Annotated in this window: 16 protein-coding genes; 7 read left to right on the forward strand and 9 right to left on the reverse strand. The window is 65.5% G+C overall.

What is annotated here, in order from left to right; genetic code table 11:
• Positions 1–265: 265 nt before the first annotated feature.
• Positions 266–3,418, forward strand: a complete 3,153-nt coding sequence (locus tag C6A82_RS22670; protein WP_105344056.1) for an AAA family ATPase — start codon at positions 266–268, stop codon at positions 3,416–3,418.
• A gap of 153 nt (positions 3,419–3,571) precedes the next feature.
• Here C6A82_RS22670 and C6A82_RS22675 read toward each other — a convergent pair whose 3' ends face one another.
• The 5 genes from C6A82_RS22675 to C6A82_RS22695 form a co-directional block, all read right to left on the reverse strand.
• A complete protein-coding gene (locus C6A82_RS22675) occupies positions 3,572–4,912 on the reverse strand; it encodes a hypothetical protein (protein ID WP_105344057.1) in 1,341 nt (446 codons plus the stop codon).
• A 185-nt stretch (positions 4,913–5,097) separates the two neighbouring features.
• Positions 5,098–6,105 (reverse strand): acyltransferase domain-containing protein, encoded by a 1,008-nt coding sequence (locus C6A82_RS22680; protein ID WP_311101486.1) that lies wholly within the window; start codon positions 6,103–6,105, stop codon positions 5,098–5,100.
• Between the two features lie 104 nt (positions 6,106–6,209).
• Positions 6,210–8,783, reverse strand: a complete 2,574-nt coding sequence (locus C6A82_RS22685; protein WP_199193641.1) for a LuxR C-terminal-related transcriptional regulator — start codon at positions 8,781–8,783, stop codon at positions 6,210–6,212.
• Between the two features lie 95 nt (positions 8,784–8,878).
• Positions 8,879–9,322 carry an SRPBCC family protein gene (locus C6A82_RS22690; RefSeq protein ID WP_105342961.1) on the reverse strand — a complete coding sequence of 148 codons (444 nt, stop codon included), beginning with the start codon at positions 9,320–9,322 and terminating at the stop codon, positions 8,879–8,881.
• 43 nt (positions 9,323–9,365) lie between these two features.
• Positions 9,366–9,809 carry an SRPBCC family protein gene (locus C6A82_RS22695; protein WP_105342959.1) on the reverse strand — a complete coding sequence of 148 codons (444 nt, stop codon included), beginning with the start codon at positions 9,807–9,809 and terminating at the stop codon, positions 9,366–9,368.
• Positions 9,810–9,903: 94 nt separating this feature from the next.
• Here C6A82_RS22695 and C6A82_RS22700 point away from each other — a divergent pair, with 94 nt between their 5' ends.
• Positions 9,904–10,257 (forward strand): UBP-type zinc finger domain-containing protein, encoded by a 354-nt coding sequence (locus tag C6A82_RS22700; protein WP_105342957.1) that lies wholly within the window; start codon positions 9,904–9,906, stop codon positions 10,255–10,257.
• A gap of 33 nt (positions 10,258–10,290) precedes the next feature.
• A complete protein-coding gene (locus C6A82_RS22705; protein WP_199193640.1) occupies positions 10,291–10,458 on the forward strand; it encodes a hypothetical protein in 168 nt (55 codons plus the stop codon).
• On the opposite strand, the gene C6A82_RS22710 is transcribed toward C6A82_RS22705, so the two are convergent.
• Genes C6A82_RS22710 through C6A82_RS22720 form a run of 3 tightly spaced genes read right to left on the reverse strand, consistent with a single transcriptional unit; the run spans position 10,459 to position 13,698 of the window.
• Positions 10,459–11,439: an NAD-dependent epimerase/dehydratase family protein gene (locus C6A82_RS22710; RefSeq protein WP_105342955.1), complete on the reverse strand. Its 981-nt coding sequence runs from the start codon at positions 11,437–11,439 to the stop codon at positions 10,459–10,461.
• Between the two features lie 40 nt (positions 11,440–11,479).
• Positions 11,480–13,039 carry an NAD(P)/FAD-dependent oxidoreductase gene (locus C6A82_RS22715; RefSeq protein WP_105342954.1) on the reverse strand — a complete coding sequence of 520 codons (1,560 nt, stop codon included), beginning with the start codon at positions 13,037–13,039 and terminating at the stop codon, positions 11,480–11,482.
• A gap of 53 nt (positions 13,040–13,092) precedes the next feature.
• Positions 13,093–13,698, reverse strand: a complete 606-nt coding sequence (locus C6A82_RS22720; RefSeq protein WP_105342952.1) for a TetR/AcrR family transcriptional regulator — start codon at positions 13,696–13,698, stop codon at positions 13,093–13,095.
• A 69-nt stretch (positions 13,699–13,767) separates the two neighbouring features.
• Here C6A82_RS22720 and C6A82_RS22725 point away from each other — a divergent pair, with 69 nt between their 5' ends.
• A complete protein-coding gene (locus C6A82_RS22725) occupies positions 13,768–14,247 on the forward strand; it encodes a DUF2834 domain-containing protein (protein WP_105342950.1) in 480 nt (159 codons plus the stop codon).
• Between the two features lie 13 nt (positions 14,248–14,260).
• On the opposite strand, the gene C6A82_RS22730 is transcribed toward C6A82_RS22725, so the two are convergent.
• On the reverse strand, positions 14,261–14,473 hold the full coding sequence (locus tag C6A82_RS22730; RefSeq protein ID WP_311101487.1) for an isochorismatase family protein: 213 nt from the start codon (positions 14,471–14,473) through the stop codon (positions 14,261–14,263).
• 311 nt (positions 14,474–14,784) lie between these two features.
• On the opposite strand from C6A82_RS22730, the gene C6A82_RS22735 reads away from it, so the two are divergent.
• The 3 genes from C6A82_RS22735 to C6A82_RS22745 all read left to right on the forward strand — a co-directional run bounded on the left by C6A82_RS22735 (position 14,785) and on the right by C6A82_RS22745 (position 17,668).
• Positions 14,785–15,261: an ester cyclase gene (locus C6A82_RS22735; RefSeq protein WP_105342948.1), complete on the forward strand. Its 477-nt coding sequence runs from the start codon at positions 14,785–14,787 to the stop codon at positions 15,259–15,261.
• Entirely contained in the window at positions 15,258–16,055 is a 798-nt protein-coding gene (locus C6A82_RS22740) for an MBL fold metallo-hydrolase (RefSeq protein ID WP_105342947.1), read from the forward strand. The genes C6A82_RS22735 and C6A82_RS22740 overlap by 4 nt, the downstream gene beginning before the upstream one ends.
• 65 nt (positions 16,056–16,120) lie before the next feature.
• Positions 16,121–17,668 (forward strand): IS1182 family transposase, encoded by a 1,548-nt coding sequence (locus C6A82_RS22745; protein ID WP_311101844.1) that lies wholly within the window; start codon positions 16,121–16,123, stop codon positions 17,666–17,668.
• The last annotated feature ends 2 nt before the right edge of the window (positions 17,669–17,670 follow it).

Genomic DNA, 17,670 nt, shown 5'->3' on the forward strand with positions numbered 1-17,670 from the left:
CGGAGGATGCGGTGGCGTCGACTACAGCGGTGTGCCGGTCGTGCGGGACCGTGCCACAGACGCTCCTGCAGCGCGGCACACCGTCCGACCTGCACGAGTCGCGGGACAAGACCGATTGGGTGACGAACGCTGCACAGACCGGCGGCTCCGCGGCTGTGACGCATGTGGTTGACCCCTGTGTCAATTGTGCTGCTCTGTCCTGTCGAGGGTCCTATCCTGTGGACGTACGGGGGTTGGAATCGTCAAGAATCGGCGGTACTGGAAGATGGCGGCTGGCGTGATGTGCGGCTCATGCGGCACGGCGCTGCGCGCGAATGCGAAGTTCTGCGACGAATGCGGCACAGCGACGTCGAGCACTGGGGAAACCGCGAAGTACAAACAGGTGACTGTGCTTTTCTCGGACGTCGTGCAATCCATGGACATCGCGGCCCACATCGATATCGAGCGGTTACGCGAAATCATGACCGAGCTGCTCGAGGGATCGGCGGCGGTCGTACAGCGCTTCGGCGGCACTGCGGAATACAATGGTGACGGGGTGATGGCGCTCTTCGGTGCCCCAATCGCTTTGGAAGACCATGCTTTTCGAGCCTGCCTTGCGGCGCTCGCCCTCCAGGATACGGCCAAGGCGATGGCCGACGCGGTGCTGCGCCGCGACGGCGTTTCGCTTCAACTACGGGTGGGTTTGAACTCGGGACGCGTGATCGTCGGCGAGATTGGTTCGGGGGCACTGGGATACGCCGCGACCGGCGAGACGGTCGGGTTCGCTTCGCGGATGGAGTCCGCAGCGCCTCCCGGCGGCGTGCTGCTCTCGGAATCGACTTCGCGACTGGTCGAGCACGCCGCGCTGCTGTCCGACCAGGAGTGGGTGCATATCAAGGGCTCAGACAACCCGGTGCCGGCCCGCCGACTGCTGGCGATCGCCCCGCGGGACGGGCAGATCGGGCGAGCGGAAGCGGGTCTGGTCGGTCGACGCTGGGAGATGGCTGCTCTCGACGCCATCATCGAGCGGGCCGTCGGCGGACGTGGCGGCGTCGTGAATGTAGGGGGGCCGCCGGGCATCGGCAAGAGCAGGGTGGCCCGCGAAGCCGCCGCGCTGGCCGCAGAGCGAGGCGTCGACGTGTTCTGGACCTTCTGCGAGTCGCATGCCCGCGATGTGCCCTTCCACGCTGTGACGAGGTTGCTTCGCGCGGCCGTCGGTATCGCCGACCTCGACGGGCAGGCCGCCCGTCTTCGATTGCGGGAGGCGGTTCCGCCGGATGCCGATCCGCAGGATTTGTTGCTGCTCGATGACCTCCTCGGCATCGCCGACCCGGAAATACCATTGCCGCAGGTCGATCCGGACGCACGACGGCGTCGACTGACTGCGCTGATCAACTCGACATCGCTGACGCGGAGCTCACCTGCGCTCTACGTCATCGAGGACGCACACTGGATCGACGGCGCCAGTGAATCCTTGCTCGGCCAGTTTCTCACCGTCGTACCCCGAACGCCGACGGTGGTGCTCATAACGGGTCGACCCGAATACAACGGAGCGCTCAGCCGAGTCCGCGGCGGGCAGGCGATAGCCCTTGCACCGCTTGCCGACTCGGATACCGCAGTACTGATCAGCGAGATGTTGGGCTCCGACTCGTCCGTGGGCGAACTGGTGAAGATCATCGCCGACCGGGCCGACGGGAACCCGTTCTTCGCCGGAGAGATCGTGCGCGAATTCGTCCAGCGTGGCGTGCTCACCGGTGATGACGGACGGTACGTCTGTGACGCCGACATCGCCGAGATCCGCGTACCGGCCACAGTGCAAGCCGCGATCGAGGCTCGTATCGACCGCCTCGACACACCAGCCAAGCGAACGTTGAGCGCGGCGTCGGTCATCGGATCGCGCTTCAGGACGGGGCTTCTGACCGAACTCGGCATCGAGCCGGTGTTCGAGGAGCTGCTCGCCGCGGCGTTCATCGATCAGGTGCGGTTCACACCGGAGGCCGAATACGTGTTCTGCCACCCACTTATTCGCGCCGTCGCTTATGAGTCGCAGCTGAAATCCGATCGCGCAGAAACACATCGACGCCTCGCCATGATAATCGGAGACCGCGATCCGGCATCGACAGAGGAGAACGCGGCGCTGATCGCCGAGCACCTGCAGGCTGCGGGTGATCTGCACGCGGCATACGCTTGGCACATGCGCGCAGGCGCGTGGTCCATGAACCGCGATCTCGACTCTGCCCGCCTCAGCTGGGAGCGAGCACGCCAGATCGCCGACCGACTGCCCGACGACGATCCGAATCACCTCTCGATGCGTATCGCCCCCCGAACGATGCTGTGCGCCACCTCATGGCGCGAAGTCGAAGAGAGCCGGGATCGATTCGAGGATCTGAAGAAGCTTTGCGCGGCCGCAGGAGACAAGCTCTCGGTGGCCATCGGGATGACCGCCCTGGCGAGTGAACTTCTCTATGCGGGACGTTCCGCCGAAGGCCCCGGGTTGGTGAGGGAACAACTGGCGCTGCTGGATTCGATCGGCGATCCGACCCCGGCCATGGGCCTGGCATACGTGTTGTTCTGCATCTGTTTCGACTGCGGCGAATTCGCCGAGATCCTCGACCGGTCGCAGATGATCATCGATGCCGCGGCCGGTGATCCCGCCATGGGTGCCGCGTTCGGCGTCGGCTCACCACTGGCCGTGGCGTTGGCATGGCGTTCGACTGCCCGACTTTCGCTCGGCATTCCCGGCTGGCGTGCAGACCGCGACGACGCCGTCGCGATGGCCCGAAATGTCGACCCGACCACCTACGCCGCGGTTGTCACGTGGTCCAATTCGCCGGTTCACTACGGGATGATCTCCGTGGACGACTCCGCACTCGACGTGATGGAGGATGCGCTCGAGGCCGCCGAGGCATCCAGCAACGACACCATTGTCGCGATCGCTGTGTACTCGCTCGCGGGTGCCCTGCTGCGGTGCGACGACGAAACGAAACGTCAACGCGGCGTGGAGTTGATGGAGCAGACGCGCGACGTATGTGATCGCGAACGTGCCTACTTCCTGATACCCGTCGCCGACGCGTGGATCGCGCGCGAAATGGCACGACGTGGTGACCGCGATGCCGCCATCCCGGTGATGCGGGCGTCGACCGACGAGCTCTACCTGGCGGAAAGACCCGCGTACGGCGTGTTGTGCACAGAGCTTCTCGTGGAAACGCTGATCGAGCGGGGCGCCCCGGGTGATCTGGGCGAAGCGCAATCGTTGGTCGATCGCTTGGAGACACTTCGGCCGGAACGGAATTGGGCGATACGCGATGCCATCGTGCTGCGGCTGCGTGCGCTGCTGGCCGATGCCCACGGTGACCACATCGCGTGTCAGGACTTCCTTTCTCAATACAGCAGCATGGCGGAACCGCTTGGCTTCGAGGAGGTATCGCTGGTCAGGTAGTGACGACATCTGCTTAGGCGAGGACAGCCCCGAAGCCCTCGACCGGAGCTGCCCGCGTCAGTGCCTACGGTGCTTCGCTCGCGCGATATGAGCAAGGAGTGGTTCAGCGCCGACCGGTTGAGTACGCGGGCGGCGCTGAACCCGGTCAAATCCTCAGGAAGCGTCGTCTTTATCGTTTGATGTGCTGGCGCCTTCACGGTGACCGTCCCTGGAAGGATGCTTAACACCTGCGGCCGAAGCGCCTTGGCTCTCAGCCTTCTTGCCGCCGTTGGCAGACTTGGTGGTCGAACGACCCTGGACCGGATCGGCCGCTCGCTCACTGCCCTCGGTCGACCCACGCGCGACTGACGAATTCTTCGTAGGTCGGATGGCTGGCTTCTGTGACTCGGGCGACCGGATTTCCTTTGCAGGCTTGACCACATCCCCGGCGGAAGCTGTCGATTCGGTCGGGGTCTGCTCCTTCGCGGACGAGGACGCTGCCGCCGCGACAGCCGGAGGTGCCTCTTCCGTGGCCTTTTCGGTCCCTGGCGTGCCCTTCGGCTGATGCTTCGTCGTCAGCGCATCGAGGCCATAATCGCTCGGCAGCCGGTCGCTCGCCACCGCCGCGTTCGCTTCGACTATTGCGCTCGGTGCCGCGGCAGGATCCGGCGGCGGCGATATCAATTCGCTCAGGGAAAGCGCGGCCGACTGAATCCAAAAAAAGATCGCTCCTGGCAGCAGCAGAGGGAGCACAGGGATAAGGATGATGAACAGGGGCGCGAACAAGATGAGGGGCCCGATGATGGGCAGTATCGGGTCAAGTATCGAACCGCCAGTAGGCGTTTCCGCGAGAGCGGCGTTGTTCACCTGTCCGCTGTCGGGCTCCGGCAAGGTCCCCGCATCCGCTGTCAGAACTTTGTCACCCGCCGCAAGTGTTGCCGCGGCGAGGTTTTCACCAGCGCTGGAGGTAGTAGTTCCTCCGGCACCCAGCAAGTTGAGAATCGGATCGATCACGTTGTAGCCGATGAAGCCGAACACGAGGCCCGCGGGAATCGCCACACCGAAGAAAAACGCTACAAACGCAGCGGCCAACACGAACGCGGGGATAGAAACCAAGTCGTTGAGGCCCAGGGCAGATCCCACATCGGCGTTGTTGACCTCTACAGTGCTGGTCGAAGGATCGACCGTCACTCCCAATGTCTCGGGACTGGTGGTGGAGGTCGTCGTAATTCCCGAGATGTCGCCGTTGGAAGCGGACGTGGGTTTACGGGCTTGCGTAGCGACCACATTCGTCAGGAATCGCTCCACTTCGGCTGGCGACGGCAGCGCCGATGGCAGTGCCAACGACGCGTACTGCACTGTACGAAGATCGGTTCTCGCATCGTCGAAGTCCGGCGGCACCACGACCAACCCCAACGCGAGGATGCCGGCGCCTGCGACGGCGACACCAGTGGTGAACCTTCGGCGAACGCCCGGGAATGAGCCCGGCGCGACCGATGTGCCTGCGTAACTCATCGTCGTTCCTTTCACCCTGCGAAACGACGGTCACCGGATCTGGTGTAGCGCTCCGCACCTGGAAGCGTCACTCACCCGCCTCGCACAGAGCGCAGTAGAGCGCTACTGCGATCGATATCGATCGCGCCGCAGAGTTTTAGCTCGCCGTGCCCAGGGCAGCCCCGGCCCCTCCACCGGAGCAGCCCTCAGGCATGGGTGCGAGCGCTGTATCCATTCAGCGAGTCCTGAATACCCGCAGTGAGCACGGGCTCTGGGCTGGCTTCGATGAAGGTGTGGTAGCCGTGCTCATACGACCATCGAATGGCCTGCTCGAACAGCACCGGTTGGCGCAGATTGGCGAACCAGTAGTCACCGTCGAGGATCGAGGTGTCGAGTCCCGCGCCGGTGACCGAAGATATGAAAGGTACCTCGGCCGCTCGCGGCTGCAGATCCGACAACGACTCACGCAGTGTCGCTTGCAGCTCGTCGATCGCCGCGGAGTGCAGGGCGTACGCAACGGGAACCCGAGCGACCGGCACGTCATCTCGGGCGAGTGCGGCGATGAGTTCGTCAACCGCCACGGCAGCTCCGGTCACCAATGTCGACGACGGACCGTTGTACGCGGCAACGAAGATCGAATGACCCCATCGTTCGATGCGCGCCAGCACTCGATCGACGGGCCACGCGATCGCGGCCATGCCACCCGTCTTCGCCAAGGAGCCGACGGCCACGGCGCGCTGCACGACCACCGCGGCCGCGTCCCGCAGCGAGAGGCCGCCCGCGACGTAGGCGGCGGCGATCTCGCCGTGCGAGTGGCCGAGGACGGCGTCGGGATGAATCCCCAGAGCCCGCCATTGCGCGGCAAGCGAAGCCATGACAGCGAAGGAAATCGGCTGCACGACATCGATCCCATCCCGGCACCTCGGCACGCTGTCGTTGCGGATGACGTCGAGCAGTGACCGGTCGAAGTGTTCGGAGAACGCGATATCGCACCTTCGCATCTCGGCGGCGAAGGCCGGTGCCGAACCCAGGATCTCTTTCGCCATGTCGGCCCAGCGCGAGCCGTGCCCGGCAAAGACGAAAACCGTCCGTCCGGCCGCCTCAGTGGCAACCGCGCGGTGGTTGAACAATGCCGCGAGGACCCACGGCACCGTCCCCCGCAAGCGGGAAGGCCCACCGCTTGCGGGGGAAGTGCCCCCCGGTGGATCGGCCATGGGTGCTCCGTTCGACTCGGACCGCAGTTCTCACCCCGAGATCATCACTCGCTGTCTTCCGGAGGAGCGCAGTACCGCGCCACTGCAATATCAGCAAACGAGTACTACCGGTTGCCTCGCCGACGGGGCATCAGCGCGGCGAGCTGGTCGCGACTGGTCGTCCCGGTCTTCGACATGGCGCGGTAGACATAGCTCTCGACAGTGCGGACGGACAGCGTCAGCCGGTCGGCGATGGCGCGGTTGGACAAGCCCTCGCCGATCAGCATCACGATTTCGGTTTCGCGGTCGCTGAACGGCAGCGCTTCGGTCGCCTGGCGAAGGGCAGGCGTCGCAGCGCCGCACTGCGCGGCGAGGGTGTCGGCACGCGTGGAACAACCGAGCGCCGACCCCCGCTTGTCGTTCCGGCGGTGGGCGATCGCGGCGTGTGCAGCCGCATCCACGGCTGCGACCGCGTCGCCGATTGCCTCGAACTCCTGGGAGACCGACGCCAGGCCTGCCCCGTCGCCGTCAGCAAGGGCGGATGCGAATCTGGCGGCTGTCCCTGCCCGGGGTCCTTCAACGCTCGACTCGAGCTCCGACAATCGCGCCGCTCCCGACGGGTCACCGAACTGCGCGGCGGTCTGCAGGCACATCACCTCTTCGGCGAACCGCCCGAGCGCACCCGCCTTCTCGGCGACCGACAGCACGATCGCGGTCGCCTGGCTGATCGCCCCTTGGCTCGCGGCGAGCCACGCGCTGGCCAGGCCGCGTTCGAAGTCAAGCTGCCGGAAACGGCGCTGCACTCCATCAAGCAACCTCAGCTCGGCCGCCGCCTCGGCGCTCGACCCGCGCATGGCAAGTGCGGTCGCATGGGCGACCCGGTAGCGGTATCCCCAACCGCCTGCATATGACGCCGACAGCCCCTGCGCGGCCCTTGCCAACAACGGGCTCGCGTTCTGCAAGTCGCCGGCGCCGAGGGCGGCCCGTCCCGCTACCGCTGCGCCGAGAACTTCTGCCGCTCCTGGAAGGTCGTCGGCCTGCGTGCGGATGCGATCGGCCACCTCGGCTGCATCGGCGATACGTCCGGCCAGCAACAGAGCGCTGACATGCGCGTCGGCGATGTTGAATCTCATGTGCGGGGCGTCGAGAGTGCGGGTGGCAACGTCGTATCCGGCCTCCGCGACGTCGACGGCAGCGGACGTGCGGCCCGCATCCGCCGAGATCTGCGTGAGCGCCCACGCGACCTCCGCGCCGACGACGGGAATATCGTTCAGGGCAAGCGTTTTCGAGGCTTGCAGCGCCGCCTGCGGCTGGTCCATGGCGAACCAGTACACCGTGAGGAAGGCGTCGATGTACGTGCGGGCGTCCGCCGGAACGTCGCGCGCCGCCTCGTCGATGGTCGCTTTGGCCCGCACCGGGTCACCGAGGGCCCACAGCAGGTTGCTCGACCGCAGAAATGCGAATCTGGCCCGCTGTTCATCGGTCAGCTCCGCCGCGCGGATGCCGGCGAATACGGCCTCCGACTCCTGCCCGCGCCCGAGCCAGGACAATGCGTGCGCCCGGATGAGACTTGGCTCGGGGCCGCCACCCGCCCTGACGGCCGCTTCCGCCAGTCGGTCCGCCAGAGCGAGGTCGGCCAGCCAGACAGCGCCGTGTGCCGCCCTGACGAGCAGGTCGGCGTCGGGTGTGAGGTCGGAGTCGATACTCAACGCCGCGCGGCGCACGACGACCCGGACGTCGTCACCGTCGTCGGCGGCCGCGAGCTCGGTGGCGACCAGTCCGCGCAGACGTCGTAACCGCGTCGGCGCCGCTCGCCCTCGGCGCACCTCTCCGTACAGCGGATGCGCGACGCGAACCTCCACGCCGCCGCCTGCAGGTTCGAGCGTGATCAGGCCGCGTACATCGGCCTGCTCGACGGCGTCGGCTTCGGTGATCCGCGACAGCGTCGCGAGTTCGATCGGCTCTCCGACCGCCAGCACGTCGATGACGTCCCCGACTTCGGCAGGCAGGTCACCGATGCGGGTTTCGATCAATTCGGCCAGCCCCGGCCGCAACCGTGGCTCGCCGGTCCAGCGCCAACAGTCCCGCTCGCGAGCGATGCGCCCGTCTGCGATCTCCTGCTCGACGATGTTCTGCAGATAAAGCGCATTGCCGTGTGTCAGCTTCCACAGCCGCTGCGCCGCGTCCGGCGCCACCGATCCGCCCAGCGCGGCTGACAACAATGTCGCGGTGTCGTCGGGCGGCAAGGCATGCAGGTCGAGCCGGTCGAATCCACCAGCATTCGAGATCTCCTGCAGCGCAGTCGAAAGCGGCGCGCCATCGCGGACGGTCAGTATCACCTTCGCCGCGCCGCGCGTAACGATCTGGTGCACCACGAACGTCGACAGATCGTCGAGCAGGTGAGCGTCGTCGACACCGATGACCACGTCGGCACCAGGAGGAGCAGCGGTCAGCGACTCGACGACGCCGCGCACCAACGCAACGGTGTCGGCGGCACCCACCGGCGCCCATGCCGTGAACGCGCCGAGCGGAATCGCCCGAGCCGACGACGCGCCGACTGTCCAACGGGTCTCACAGCCGCGCGCCGCGGCAGCGGTCAACGCTTCGCGGGCGATCCGGCTCTTTCCGACACCAGCAGCGCCGCAGATCAGTATCCCGCCGACGCCGGGAGTGGAGATGGCGGCTTCGATGGAACGCATCTCCGAATTGCGGCCGGTCAGCGGCCACGACAGGTCCACGCACGTGAGCCTAGGAGCAGGAGCGGCCCCCCGCGTCGCTTATGCCGACTTGGCGGCTATCCGCCCTTCTTGACCTTCAGCACACGCTTGCGCAGGCCGTCGGTGGCGGTGTCCATCAGGCCCTTGGCGCCCTTCTTGATCAGGAAACCGGGCAACGGCACGACGGGGTCGACGGTCAGCTCGAAGCGCACGTCGGTTTTGTCGCCGTTCGGCGTCAATGTGTAGCGCCCCTCCTGCGCCCGTTGCTGTTTCGAGCTCACCAGCGTCCAACTCACCCCGTCGTCACGGACGGTGTAATCCAGTACCTGCTCGTCGCTGACACCGACGATCTTGACGACCTGACGCGATTTGGTCGGACGTCCCTCGTCATCGCGCTCGAGCACTTCGACTTTCTGGTGGGCCGATGACCACTCGGTCAGCGACTCGAGGTCGACCAGAACGTTCATGATCTCGTCCGGCGACGCCTCGATGGTGACGTCGCGAGCTTCGGTGATGGCCATGCAAGCACGATGCCCACGGCCGGGAATCGCGAAACCTGCCCGACTACCCCTTCTTCTTCAGCTTCAGCACCTGCTTGCGCAGTCCGTCGGTGGCCGACTCCAACCCGCCCTTCATCGCCCGTTTCAGCACGAAGCCGGGGATCGGTACGGCCGGGTCGACGGTGATCTCGAATCTGACCTTGGTCTTGTCGCCGTCGGGCGTCAGCGTGTACTTGGCGTCCTGTGCTTTCAACTGGCCGGAACTCACCAGGGTCCAGCCTGCGGAGTTGTCCGTCCACGTGTACTGGACCACCTGCTCGTCGGAGATGCCCATCGTTTTCAGCTTGAGCTTGACCCGACCGGGTCTGCCGTTGTCGTCGGTGTCCAGGATCTCGGCACCCTGGTGTTGCGACGACCAGTCCGGTGCCGACTTGACGTCGGCGATGACGTCGAGGATCTCTTCCGGCGTCGCATCGATGACGACCTCGCGTGAATCGCTTATAGCCATGGCGCGACCCTAAGCCGACTGTGTCGTTTGTTGCGGCGTTTACTCGCACTTGTCCGCAACAAACACATTTCTTGATCGCTGTAGGCTGCTCGCTATGAGCGCCGACGTCGATCCCACCGCGCCACCGAGCGGCACCGGATGCGTGGAGTGCGACGCTTCTAGCGGATGGTGGGTGCACCTGCGTCGGTGCGCGGCCTGCGGCCACATCGGTTGCTGCGACGACTCTTTGGAGCGCCACGCCTCGGCGCACTGGCGCGAGTCCGGTCACCCGATCATCCGCTCGTTCGAGCCGGGCGAGGACTGGTTCTGGAACTACCGAACCAACGAGTATTACGACGGCCCGCAGCTCGCGGCACCGGAGTGCAGGCCCACCGACGAGACCGTGCCCGGGCCGCGCGGCAGGGTGCCCGATGACTGGTCCGACCAGTTGCGCCGTCGCAGTCCCTGAGTGAAAGCCGTGGTCACCGGGTAACCCCTCGCCGTGAACAAAGAGAAGCCCGAAACCAGCGAATCGGACTCTGGCGCCGAGAACGCCGGCGACGATGTGGTCAGCGACCCGGCAAGGAGCGCGGGCGGCAGCGGCGACTGGTCCGATGAGGGCGGTGCCACGCCGGGTGGGCCCGCCGACACCGGAGACCACACCCAGTAGTCAGATCGACTCGGCGAGTCCCGACAGCGTCTCGGCGGCCGTGTACTTCGGTGTCCAGCCCAGCTGTGACTTCGCCTTGCCGGTGTCCATCACCGTCGAGGCGCGTCCGGCGTGGAGCCACTCCAGTCCCGATGGGACGAACGGCAGGCGAGCGATCAGCTCCGAGGTGATCCTCGCCGCGACATGGGGCACTTTGATCGGTCGGGCACCGAGCGCTTGGCCCACATCGGACATCGTCAGCAACCCGTCGCCGGCCAGGTTGTAGGCGCCGGGCGGCGCGGAAGTGGTTGCCGCAAGGGCGATCGCGGAAGCGACGTCGTCATGGTGGACGAGCTGAACGGGTGTCCCCGGGTCGGGAAACGGGGGCTTCAGCAGGGGCAATGCCCCCGTTACCTTGCGAACCCCGTCCGGTAGCCGGGTCCATGGCATCGCCTCGGCGAGCGCCGGCGCTTTCGGGCCTGCGACGATGCATGGCCGCAGGACGTACACCTCGAGCGACGAGTCCGCGGTCACCTCGGCGAGCGCCGCTTCGCACGCCGCCTTCTGCTCGGAGTAGTAGTGCTCCGGTGAGCCGCGGGGCGGAACATCCTCGGTGATCGGCACCGGGTTGTCGGAGTGGTATCCGTAGGCCGCGACCGACGACGTGTACACCAGCCGCCTGGTCCGCGGAGACGCCACCGCCGCCTCGAACACGTTGCGGGTGCCTGCCAGGTTGACCCGAGCGCTCTCCTCGCGCGTACCCATGATGATGAAGGCCAGGTGGACGACGATGTCGGCATCGGCGACCAACGCGTCCACGGCCTCGCGGTCGAGGATGTCACCCTGCCTGTACTCGGTCTTCGTCCAACCATAAGCGTCGGGAGAGAAGGCTCTGCGGGCCATGCCGATGATGCGGTCCACGTCGGGATGCGCCTCGAGTGCATCCACCGCCGAAATGCCGATCTCACCTGTCGGACCCGTTACTGCAACCGTCCACCCCATGTAGGAGTGGTTTCCCGCTGGCCGGCACGCGAAACGCGGATCAGACGTCGGCGAGGGCCGCCTTGGCGGCGTTGTACCCAGGGATGAAGGTGATACCAGGTCCGCCATGGCAGCCGGCGCTGCCGAGGTACAGGCCGTCAATCGGGATCGGCTGATCGACATAGCCTTTCGGGCCTGGTCGGTTCGGGCCGATCTGGTCAGGATGGATCAAGCCGTGGCAGTAGTCGCCGCCGGGAGCACCGAACATCGTGCCCATGTGCTTCGGGGTGAACGTGGTGTGCCGCATGATCAGGCTTTCGAAGTTCGGGGCCAGCTTGGTGATCTTGTCGATGACCCGCTGCCCCATCTCCACCTTCATGTCGCCGTAACTAGCCTCGCTGTACTCCACGGGAAACCATAACGAGAACGCCGACGCCGCGTGCTTACCGTCGGGGGCGAGGCCGGGATCGTTGACCGAGGGGATCTGCAGCGCGATCGACGGGTCGGCGGGCACGATGCCGCGTCTGGCGTCCTCCCACTGCTGCTGCAATTCTTCCGGGGTGCTGAAAATGCCGATGTTGGACTGCATTTCGGGCTCGTTGAGGACTTGGTAGGGCGCCGCGAACTCGGGGATGCCGTCCAGCGCGAAGTGCATCTGCAGATAGCTGCCGCGGTGGTCCGACCGGGAGAACCGTTCCCGGATGTCGGCGGGCACCGCGTTGGAGTCGATCAGGCCGTTCACGGTCAGGTCGGGTGCGATACCCGAGATGACGATCGGCGCGGTGATCGTCGAGGTGTCCTCGAGGCGAACCCCGGTGACGCGACCGTCGGACACCAGGATCTCGTCGACCTTGCTGCGCAGCCGCAGTTCGCCGCCGTGGGAGACGAACAGCTGCTGAAGATGCGCGGTGAGCGCGCCGATGCCACCCTGCAATTTCTTGACCAGCAGCGCATTCTCGTCGGGAACGGCGAACCCGTACGCCAGCGCCGCGGCAGTGCCAGGCGTAGCGGGTCCGCGGTAGGTGGTGTTGCACGCCAGAAGCGACAGCATTCCGCGCAGGGCGCCGTTCTTCTCCCTGTCCGGCAGATAGCGGTCGATCACGTCGCAGACCGATCCGAACAACATGTCGGTGATCGTCGAGCGCTCGAATTCGCTTGTCGCACAGGCATACATCTGGTCCAGCGTCTTCGGCTGCGCGCCGGCATCGAAGCGCCCGAGGGCACGCGTCGGCGCCTGGCACCACGCCATCAGGCCGGCCATGCCGTTGACCGCCTCGGCACCGTGCACCTCGTTGATGTGCGTCAGCAGCCTCACCGGGTCGGTGTAGTAGATCAGCGGCTCGTCGCCGACGCCGCGCAGGGATACCGACATGACGTCCAGGTCGACGGTCGGGAGCGTGTCGAGCCCGAGTTCGCGGCTGACGATCGCCGACGTGGGGATCTGCACCGAGCCGGCGATCTCGAACTTGAATCCGTCGAAAAGCTCGACGGTGGAGGCCATTCCGCCGGCATACAGCTTGAAGTCCAGGCACAGCGTACGCAGCCCGGCCTTCTGCAGAAGCGCGGCCGCGGTCAGCCCGTTGTGGCCCGCGCCGACGACGATCGCGTCAAAGTCCGCCATTGGCTGAGGCTGACACGGAGCGCAAGTTTTGTCAATATTGACGAAACTTGATCCTAGATGGAATCCGCGATCCCCTTCTGCAGGGTCTGCAGCGCCTCCCGGGTCAGCCGCGTCAACTCCGGCAGTGACCGGTCGTCGCCGAGCATCCACACCTCCATCGCGCCGAACACCGCGGCGGCGATGCACCGCGAGATCACGGTGATCCGCATCCGGTCGTCGGTCCCCGGTTGCGGCGGATCGTCGCCACCCAGTCGTTCCTCGATGACCTCGGCGAACTCCGTCTCGACCTGGCGGACGTGCCGCACGATCCGGCCGGGGTCAAGTTCCTGAGCGCGCAACGACGGGATCTTCGCGACGGCCCAATCGTCATAGGGCCTCGCCAGAATCGCCGATTGGACGGCCTCGATGATCGACTCGTCGGGCGATCGCTCGGCCAGCGCCGACCGGAACCAGTGCAGGCCGACGTCGTAATCGGCGAACAACAGGTCATGCTTCGATGCGAAGTGCCGATAGAAGGTCCGCAGCGACACCCCGGCATCCGCGGCGATCTGTTCGGCGGAGGTCTCCTCGACACCCTGGGCCAGGAATCGAACCACCGCCGCTTGCCGGAGCGCTTCGCGCGTGCGCTCGCTGCGCGCCGTCTGGGCAGGTCGGACCATGGCCGTAAGTTACCGCAAAGCGGTTATGTCAATATTGACAAAACTGAAAACGGCCGAAAGACTCCGCTCATGATTTCGCTGATCGTCCACGCGCTCCTCGGCATCGTCGTCGTCGCATCCGTCGTCAAACTGAATCCGACTGTGTTCAAACGCGCCGCGACAGGCCCGCAGCTGTCGGCGTTGGAGATCGCGTACTGGGTCATCGGGATCGTCTCGCTGCCGCTGTGCTGGTATTTCAATATCCGCTACGTCTACGAGTACGCACCGAATCCAATGATCGGCCAACCGAACTGGTCGGAGTTCATCGCGCTGGGGTACGCCAATCCTGCCTCCAGTTCGCAGGTGCTGGACTACACGATCATCAACGTGGTCCTGTTGCCGCTGTTCACCATCGTGGACGGCCGTCGACGCGGAATTCGCCGCCCGTGGCTGTTCTTCGTGTCCAGCCTCTTCACCAGTTGCGTGTTCGCGTTCGCCTTCTACTTCGCGACGATCGAGCGGCAGCGCAGGCATAGGCTAGCCACCTCGCCGGTCGACGCCGTGGCCTGAGTGGCGCTGGCTGTCACGAGTCATCATCGAAGCCGAGAAAGTCGACGAACTGACGCGACGTGATCACCGGGGCGAAGTATCGGTTGATCCGCTCGAACGCGGCCTTCTCCTGTTCGACCGTCTCGGCGCCGGTGGCATCGCCGATGACGATCGGCACGTAGCCGCAATCTCGTGCGGCGCGGACGTTTCCTTCCACACACCAGTCCAGATGGGTCCCGGTGATCAATGACTTCGATCCGCTTCCGTGCCGCCCGCACCGCGCGGACCGTCGCAGGCAGGCTGCCGCGCAGATCGTGGCGCTCGCCGTACAGCTTGCCGCCCGGTGTGTAGACGCAATTGTTCTGAGCGATCGACAGGAAGGCCGCAGGGCGCGACAACTACGTGGAAAAGTCCAGCCGCTTCCAGTACGGCGCCAATTCATGAATCAGATGTTCGTTGCTCATACGACAGCCGTCGCCTCGATGCTCACTGAAATTCAACACTAGTGCCGTCGATGTCCGCACCTGACGGGGTTCGGCATCGGCTTACAGTTGCAGGATGATCGCCGACGATCTGCGGCAGCGCCGCCTCGAGACCATCTCAGAGCACATGGACACCGAGGTGACCCAGGAGTTCGACCGGACCCTGGCCACCTTCAACGGCCACCCGCGCTACGAGATCATGCCGACGGGCCAGGTCTTCGACGGCGACGAGGAGGTCATGGGCTACTACCGTATGACTAGAACCGCGTTTCCCGACCAGCGCCACGACAATGTCCGCTACCACGTCACCGACGACACGGTCATCGTCGAGTTCGACTTGCTGGGAACCAATCTCGGTGAGTTTTACGGCCTCCCGCCGACGGGAAAGTCATTTCGGGTGCCGATCATCGCGGTGTTCTTCTTCGACGGCGACCGCATCGTCAACGAACGCGTGTACTTCGACTCCGCAAGCTTGGTGACACAGATCGGCCGCGGCGAAATCCTTGCCCTGGTAGGCGAGGACGGCACACGCGAGGAACCGACGATCCCATGAAGGTCCACCATCTCAACTGCGGCACCATGCATCCGCCGAAGGGGCCGGTGTGCGTATGCCACGTCCTCGTGGTGGAAACCGACGGCGGCCTCGTCCTGGTCGACGCGGGCTTCGGAACCGGTGACTGCGCCGACCCGAACGCGCGCATCGGGCCGGTGCGGTTCGTCACCCGTCCCGAGTTCCGCGAGACCGAGACCGCCGCACACCAACTCGACCGCCTCGGCTTCCGCCGCGAGGACGTCCGCCACATCGTGCTGACTCACCTGGACTCCGATCATGTCGGCGGCGCGGCGGACTTTCCGCACGCACGGCTGCACGTCACGTCCGCCGAAGCCCTCGCGGCCTTTACCGCTCCCACTCGAGCGGAGAAGGTTCGGTACGGCCGACAGCAATTGGTGAAAGATCACGACATCGTCGAGCACAGTGCCAACGGTGAATCCTGGCGCGGCTTCCCGGCCGCCAAAGAACTCACCGAGATTGCGCACGGGATCGTGCTGATCTCCCTGCCCGGCCACAGCCGCGGGCACGCGTGCATCGCGGTCGACGCGGGTCACCGATGGGTCCTGCACTGCGCTGATGCGTTCTACCACTACGGCACCCTCGACGGATCCCACATCCCGCGCACGCTGTGGACCATGGAGACGGTCGTCGCATTCGACCGGAAGAAGGTGAATGACACCCATCGGCGCCTTTCGGAGCTCTACCGAAGGCAGGAGCCGGACCTGATCATCGCCCCGGCCCACGACCTGGCGCTGTTCGAGCGCGCCAAGGAGACCGCCCAGGCCGGCAGCTAGGAGACTGCTGAATTATTGCGGCGTGGCGGGGGTGCTTGTGCTGGGGTTTTCGGGATCATTAGATGGTGCAGGGTCGATCTGATGATCAGCGAGAGTTGTTGGATGCCGAGTCGGTGGCCGGGCATCTTCTGAAGTCCGACAGTGTGTTTGCGTTCCTGTCCGCACATCGGAGTGAGTTGTTTCCTGAGGAGATGTTCGCCGATCTGTTTCCCTCGCGGCGGGGTCGGCCCAGTGTTCCGGCTGAGGTGATGGCCAGCGTGATCACCCTGCAGGCGCTGCACGGCCTGTCGGATAACGAGACCGTCGACGCGGTCACCTTTGACCTGCGGTGGAAGGCGGCCTGCGGATTGCCGATCACCGCACCGGCGTTTCACTCCACGACGTTGACCTACTGGCGGCGCCGACTGGCGGCCTCAGCTCGGCCGAACCGAATCTTTGAGGCGGTCAAAGCCGTCGTCACCGAGACCGGCGTGTTGGCCAAGAAGACGCGGCGGGCGTTGGATTCCACCGTCCTCGATGATGCGGTGGCTACTCAGGACACCGTGACTCAGTTGATCGCCGCGATCCGGCGGGTCCGCCGCGAGGTTCCCGCCGCCGCAGCGGTGATCGAACAGCACTGCACTGCTCACGATTACGACGACCCGGGCAAGCCCGCGATTGCCTGGAACGACAAGGCCGCCCGTGACGCATTGGTAGATGGCCTGGTCAGTGATGCTCATCGAGTGCTCGGGCATCTACCCGAGCACGAACTCGATCCTCGGGCTGCTGAGGCGGTGGCGTTGTTGGCGCTGATCGCCGGCCAGGACGTCGAACCGGTCGAGGGCTCCGATGGCACCGACGGGCACTGGCGTATCGCGCAGAAGGTCGCCCCGGATCGGGTGATCTCCACTGTGGATCCCGACAGCCGCCACGCCCATAAGACGGTGCACCGCCGTCAGGACGGGTTCAAAGCCCACCTCGCGATCGAACCCGACACCGGGATCATCACCGACTGCGCGCTGACCAAAGCCAGCGGATCTGACAACCACGAAGCCGTCATCGGGTTGGCCCTCCTGGAGGACGAGCCGAGCCCGGTGCGAGTGCTCGGCGATTCGGCCTACGGCACCGGTGCGACTCGCGCTGCGCTCGCCGAGGCCAAGCACACCACGATCATCAAACCGATACCCCTGCGCTCCCCGGTACCCGGCGGATTCACCACCGATGACTTCACCATCGATTTCGACGCCCGCACCGTCACCTGCCCGGCCAACCACACGCTGCCGATTCCGCCCAGCGGCGGAGTCGGTTTCACAACACGTTGCCGCTCATGCCCTTTAGCGTCTCAATGCACTACCGCGGTTAACGGACGCAAACTCACCCTCAGTGAGTACGAACCGCTGCAGCGCGCAGCCCGCAGTCGAGCACGCGACCCCGAGTGGCAAGCCGAGTACCGCCAGCATCGGCCCATGGTCGAACGCTCCATCGCCTGGCTCACCCGCAACAACCGCAGAGTCCGCTACCGCGGCGTCACCCGCAACGACCACTGGCTGCACCACCGCAGCGCCGCACTCAACCTGCGTCGCCTCATCTCACTGGGCCTGACTCACACCGGAACTACCTGGGCTATCGCCTAACA

This window comes from Mycobacterium sp. ITM-2016-00318, from assembly GCF_002968285.2.
GTDB lineage: Bacteria > Actinomycetota > Actinomycetes > Mycobacteriales > Mycobacteriaceae > Mycobacterium.

Excerpts from the sequence above, each read along its gene's own strand:
- C6A82_RS22670 (WP_105344056.1), top strand. The coding sequence starts at position 266 with ATGGCGGCTGGCGTGATGTGCGGCTCATGCGGCACGGCGCTGCGCGCG.
- C6A82_RS22675 (WP_105344057.1), bottom strand. The coding sequence starts at position 4,912 with ATGAGTTACGCAGGCACATCGGTCGCGCCGGGCTCATTCCCGGGCGTT.
- C6A82_RS22680 (WP_311101486.1), bottom strand. The coding sequence starts at position 6,105 with ATGGCCGATCCACCGGGGGGCACTTCCCCCGCAAGCGGTGGGCCTTCC.
- C6A82_RS22685 (WP_199193641.1), bottom strand. The coding sequence starts at position 8,783 with ATGCGTTCCATCGAAGCCGCCATCTCCACTCCCGGCGTCGGCGGGATA.
- C6A82_RS22690 (WP_105342961.1), bottom strand. The coding sequence starts at position 9,322 with ATGGCCATCACCGAAGCTCGCGACGTCACCATCGAGGCGTCGCCGGAC.
- C6A82_RS22695 (WP_105342959.1), bottom strand. The coding sequence starts at position 9,809 with ATGGCTATAAGCGATTCACGCGAGGTCGTCATCGATGCGACGCCGGAA.
- C6A82_RS22700 (WP_105342957.1), top strand. The coding sequence starts at position 9,904 with ATGAGCGCCGACGTCGATCCCACCGCGCCACCGAGCGGCACCGGATGC.
- C6A82_RS22710 (WP_105342955.1), bottom strand. The coding sequence starts at position 11,439 with ATGGGGTGGACGGTTGCAGTAACGGGTCCGACAGGTGAGATCGGCATT.
- C6A82_RS22715 (WP_105342954.1), bottom strand. The coding sequence starts at position 13,039 with ATGGCGGACTTTGACGCGATCGTCGTCGGCGCGGGCCACAACGGGCTG.
- C6A82_RS22720 (WP_105342952.1), bottom strand. The coding sequence starts at position 13,698 with ATGGTCCGACCTGCCCAGACGGCGCGCAGCGAGCGCACGCGCGAAGCG.
- C6A82_RS22725 (WP_105342950.1), top strand. The coding sequence starts at position 13,768 with ATGATTTCGCTGATCGTCCACGCGCTCCTCGGCATCGTCGTCGTCGCA.
- C6A82_RS22735 (WP_105342948.1), top strand. The coding sequence starts at position 14,785 with ATGATCGCCGACGATCTGCGGCAGCGCCGCCTCGAGACCATCTCAGAG.
- C6A82_RS22740 (WP_105342947.1), top strand. The coding sequence starts at position 15,258 with ATGAAGGTCCACCATCTCAACTGCGGCACCATGCATCCGCCGAAGGGG.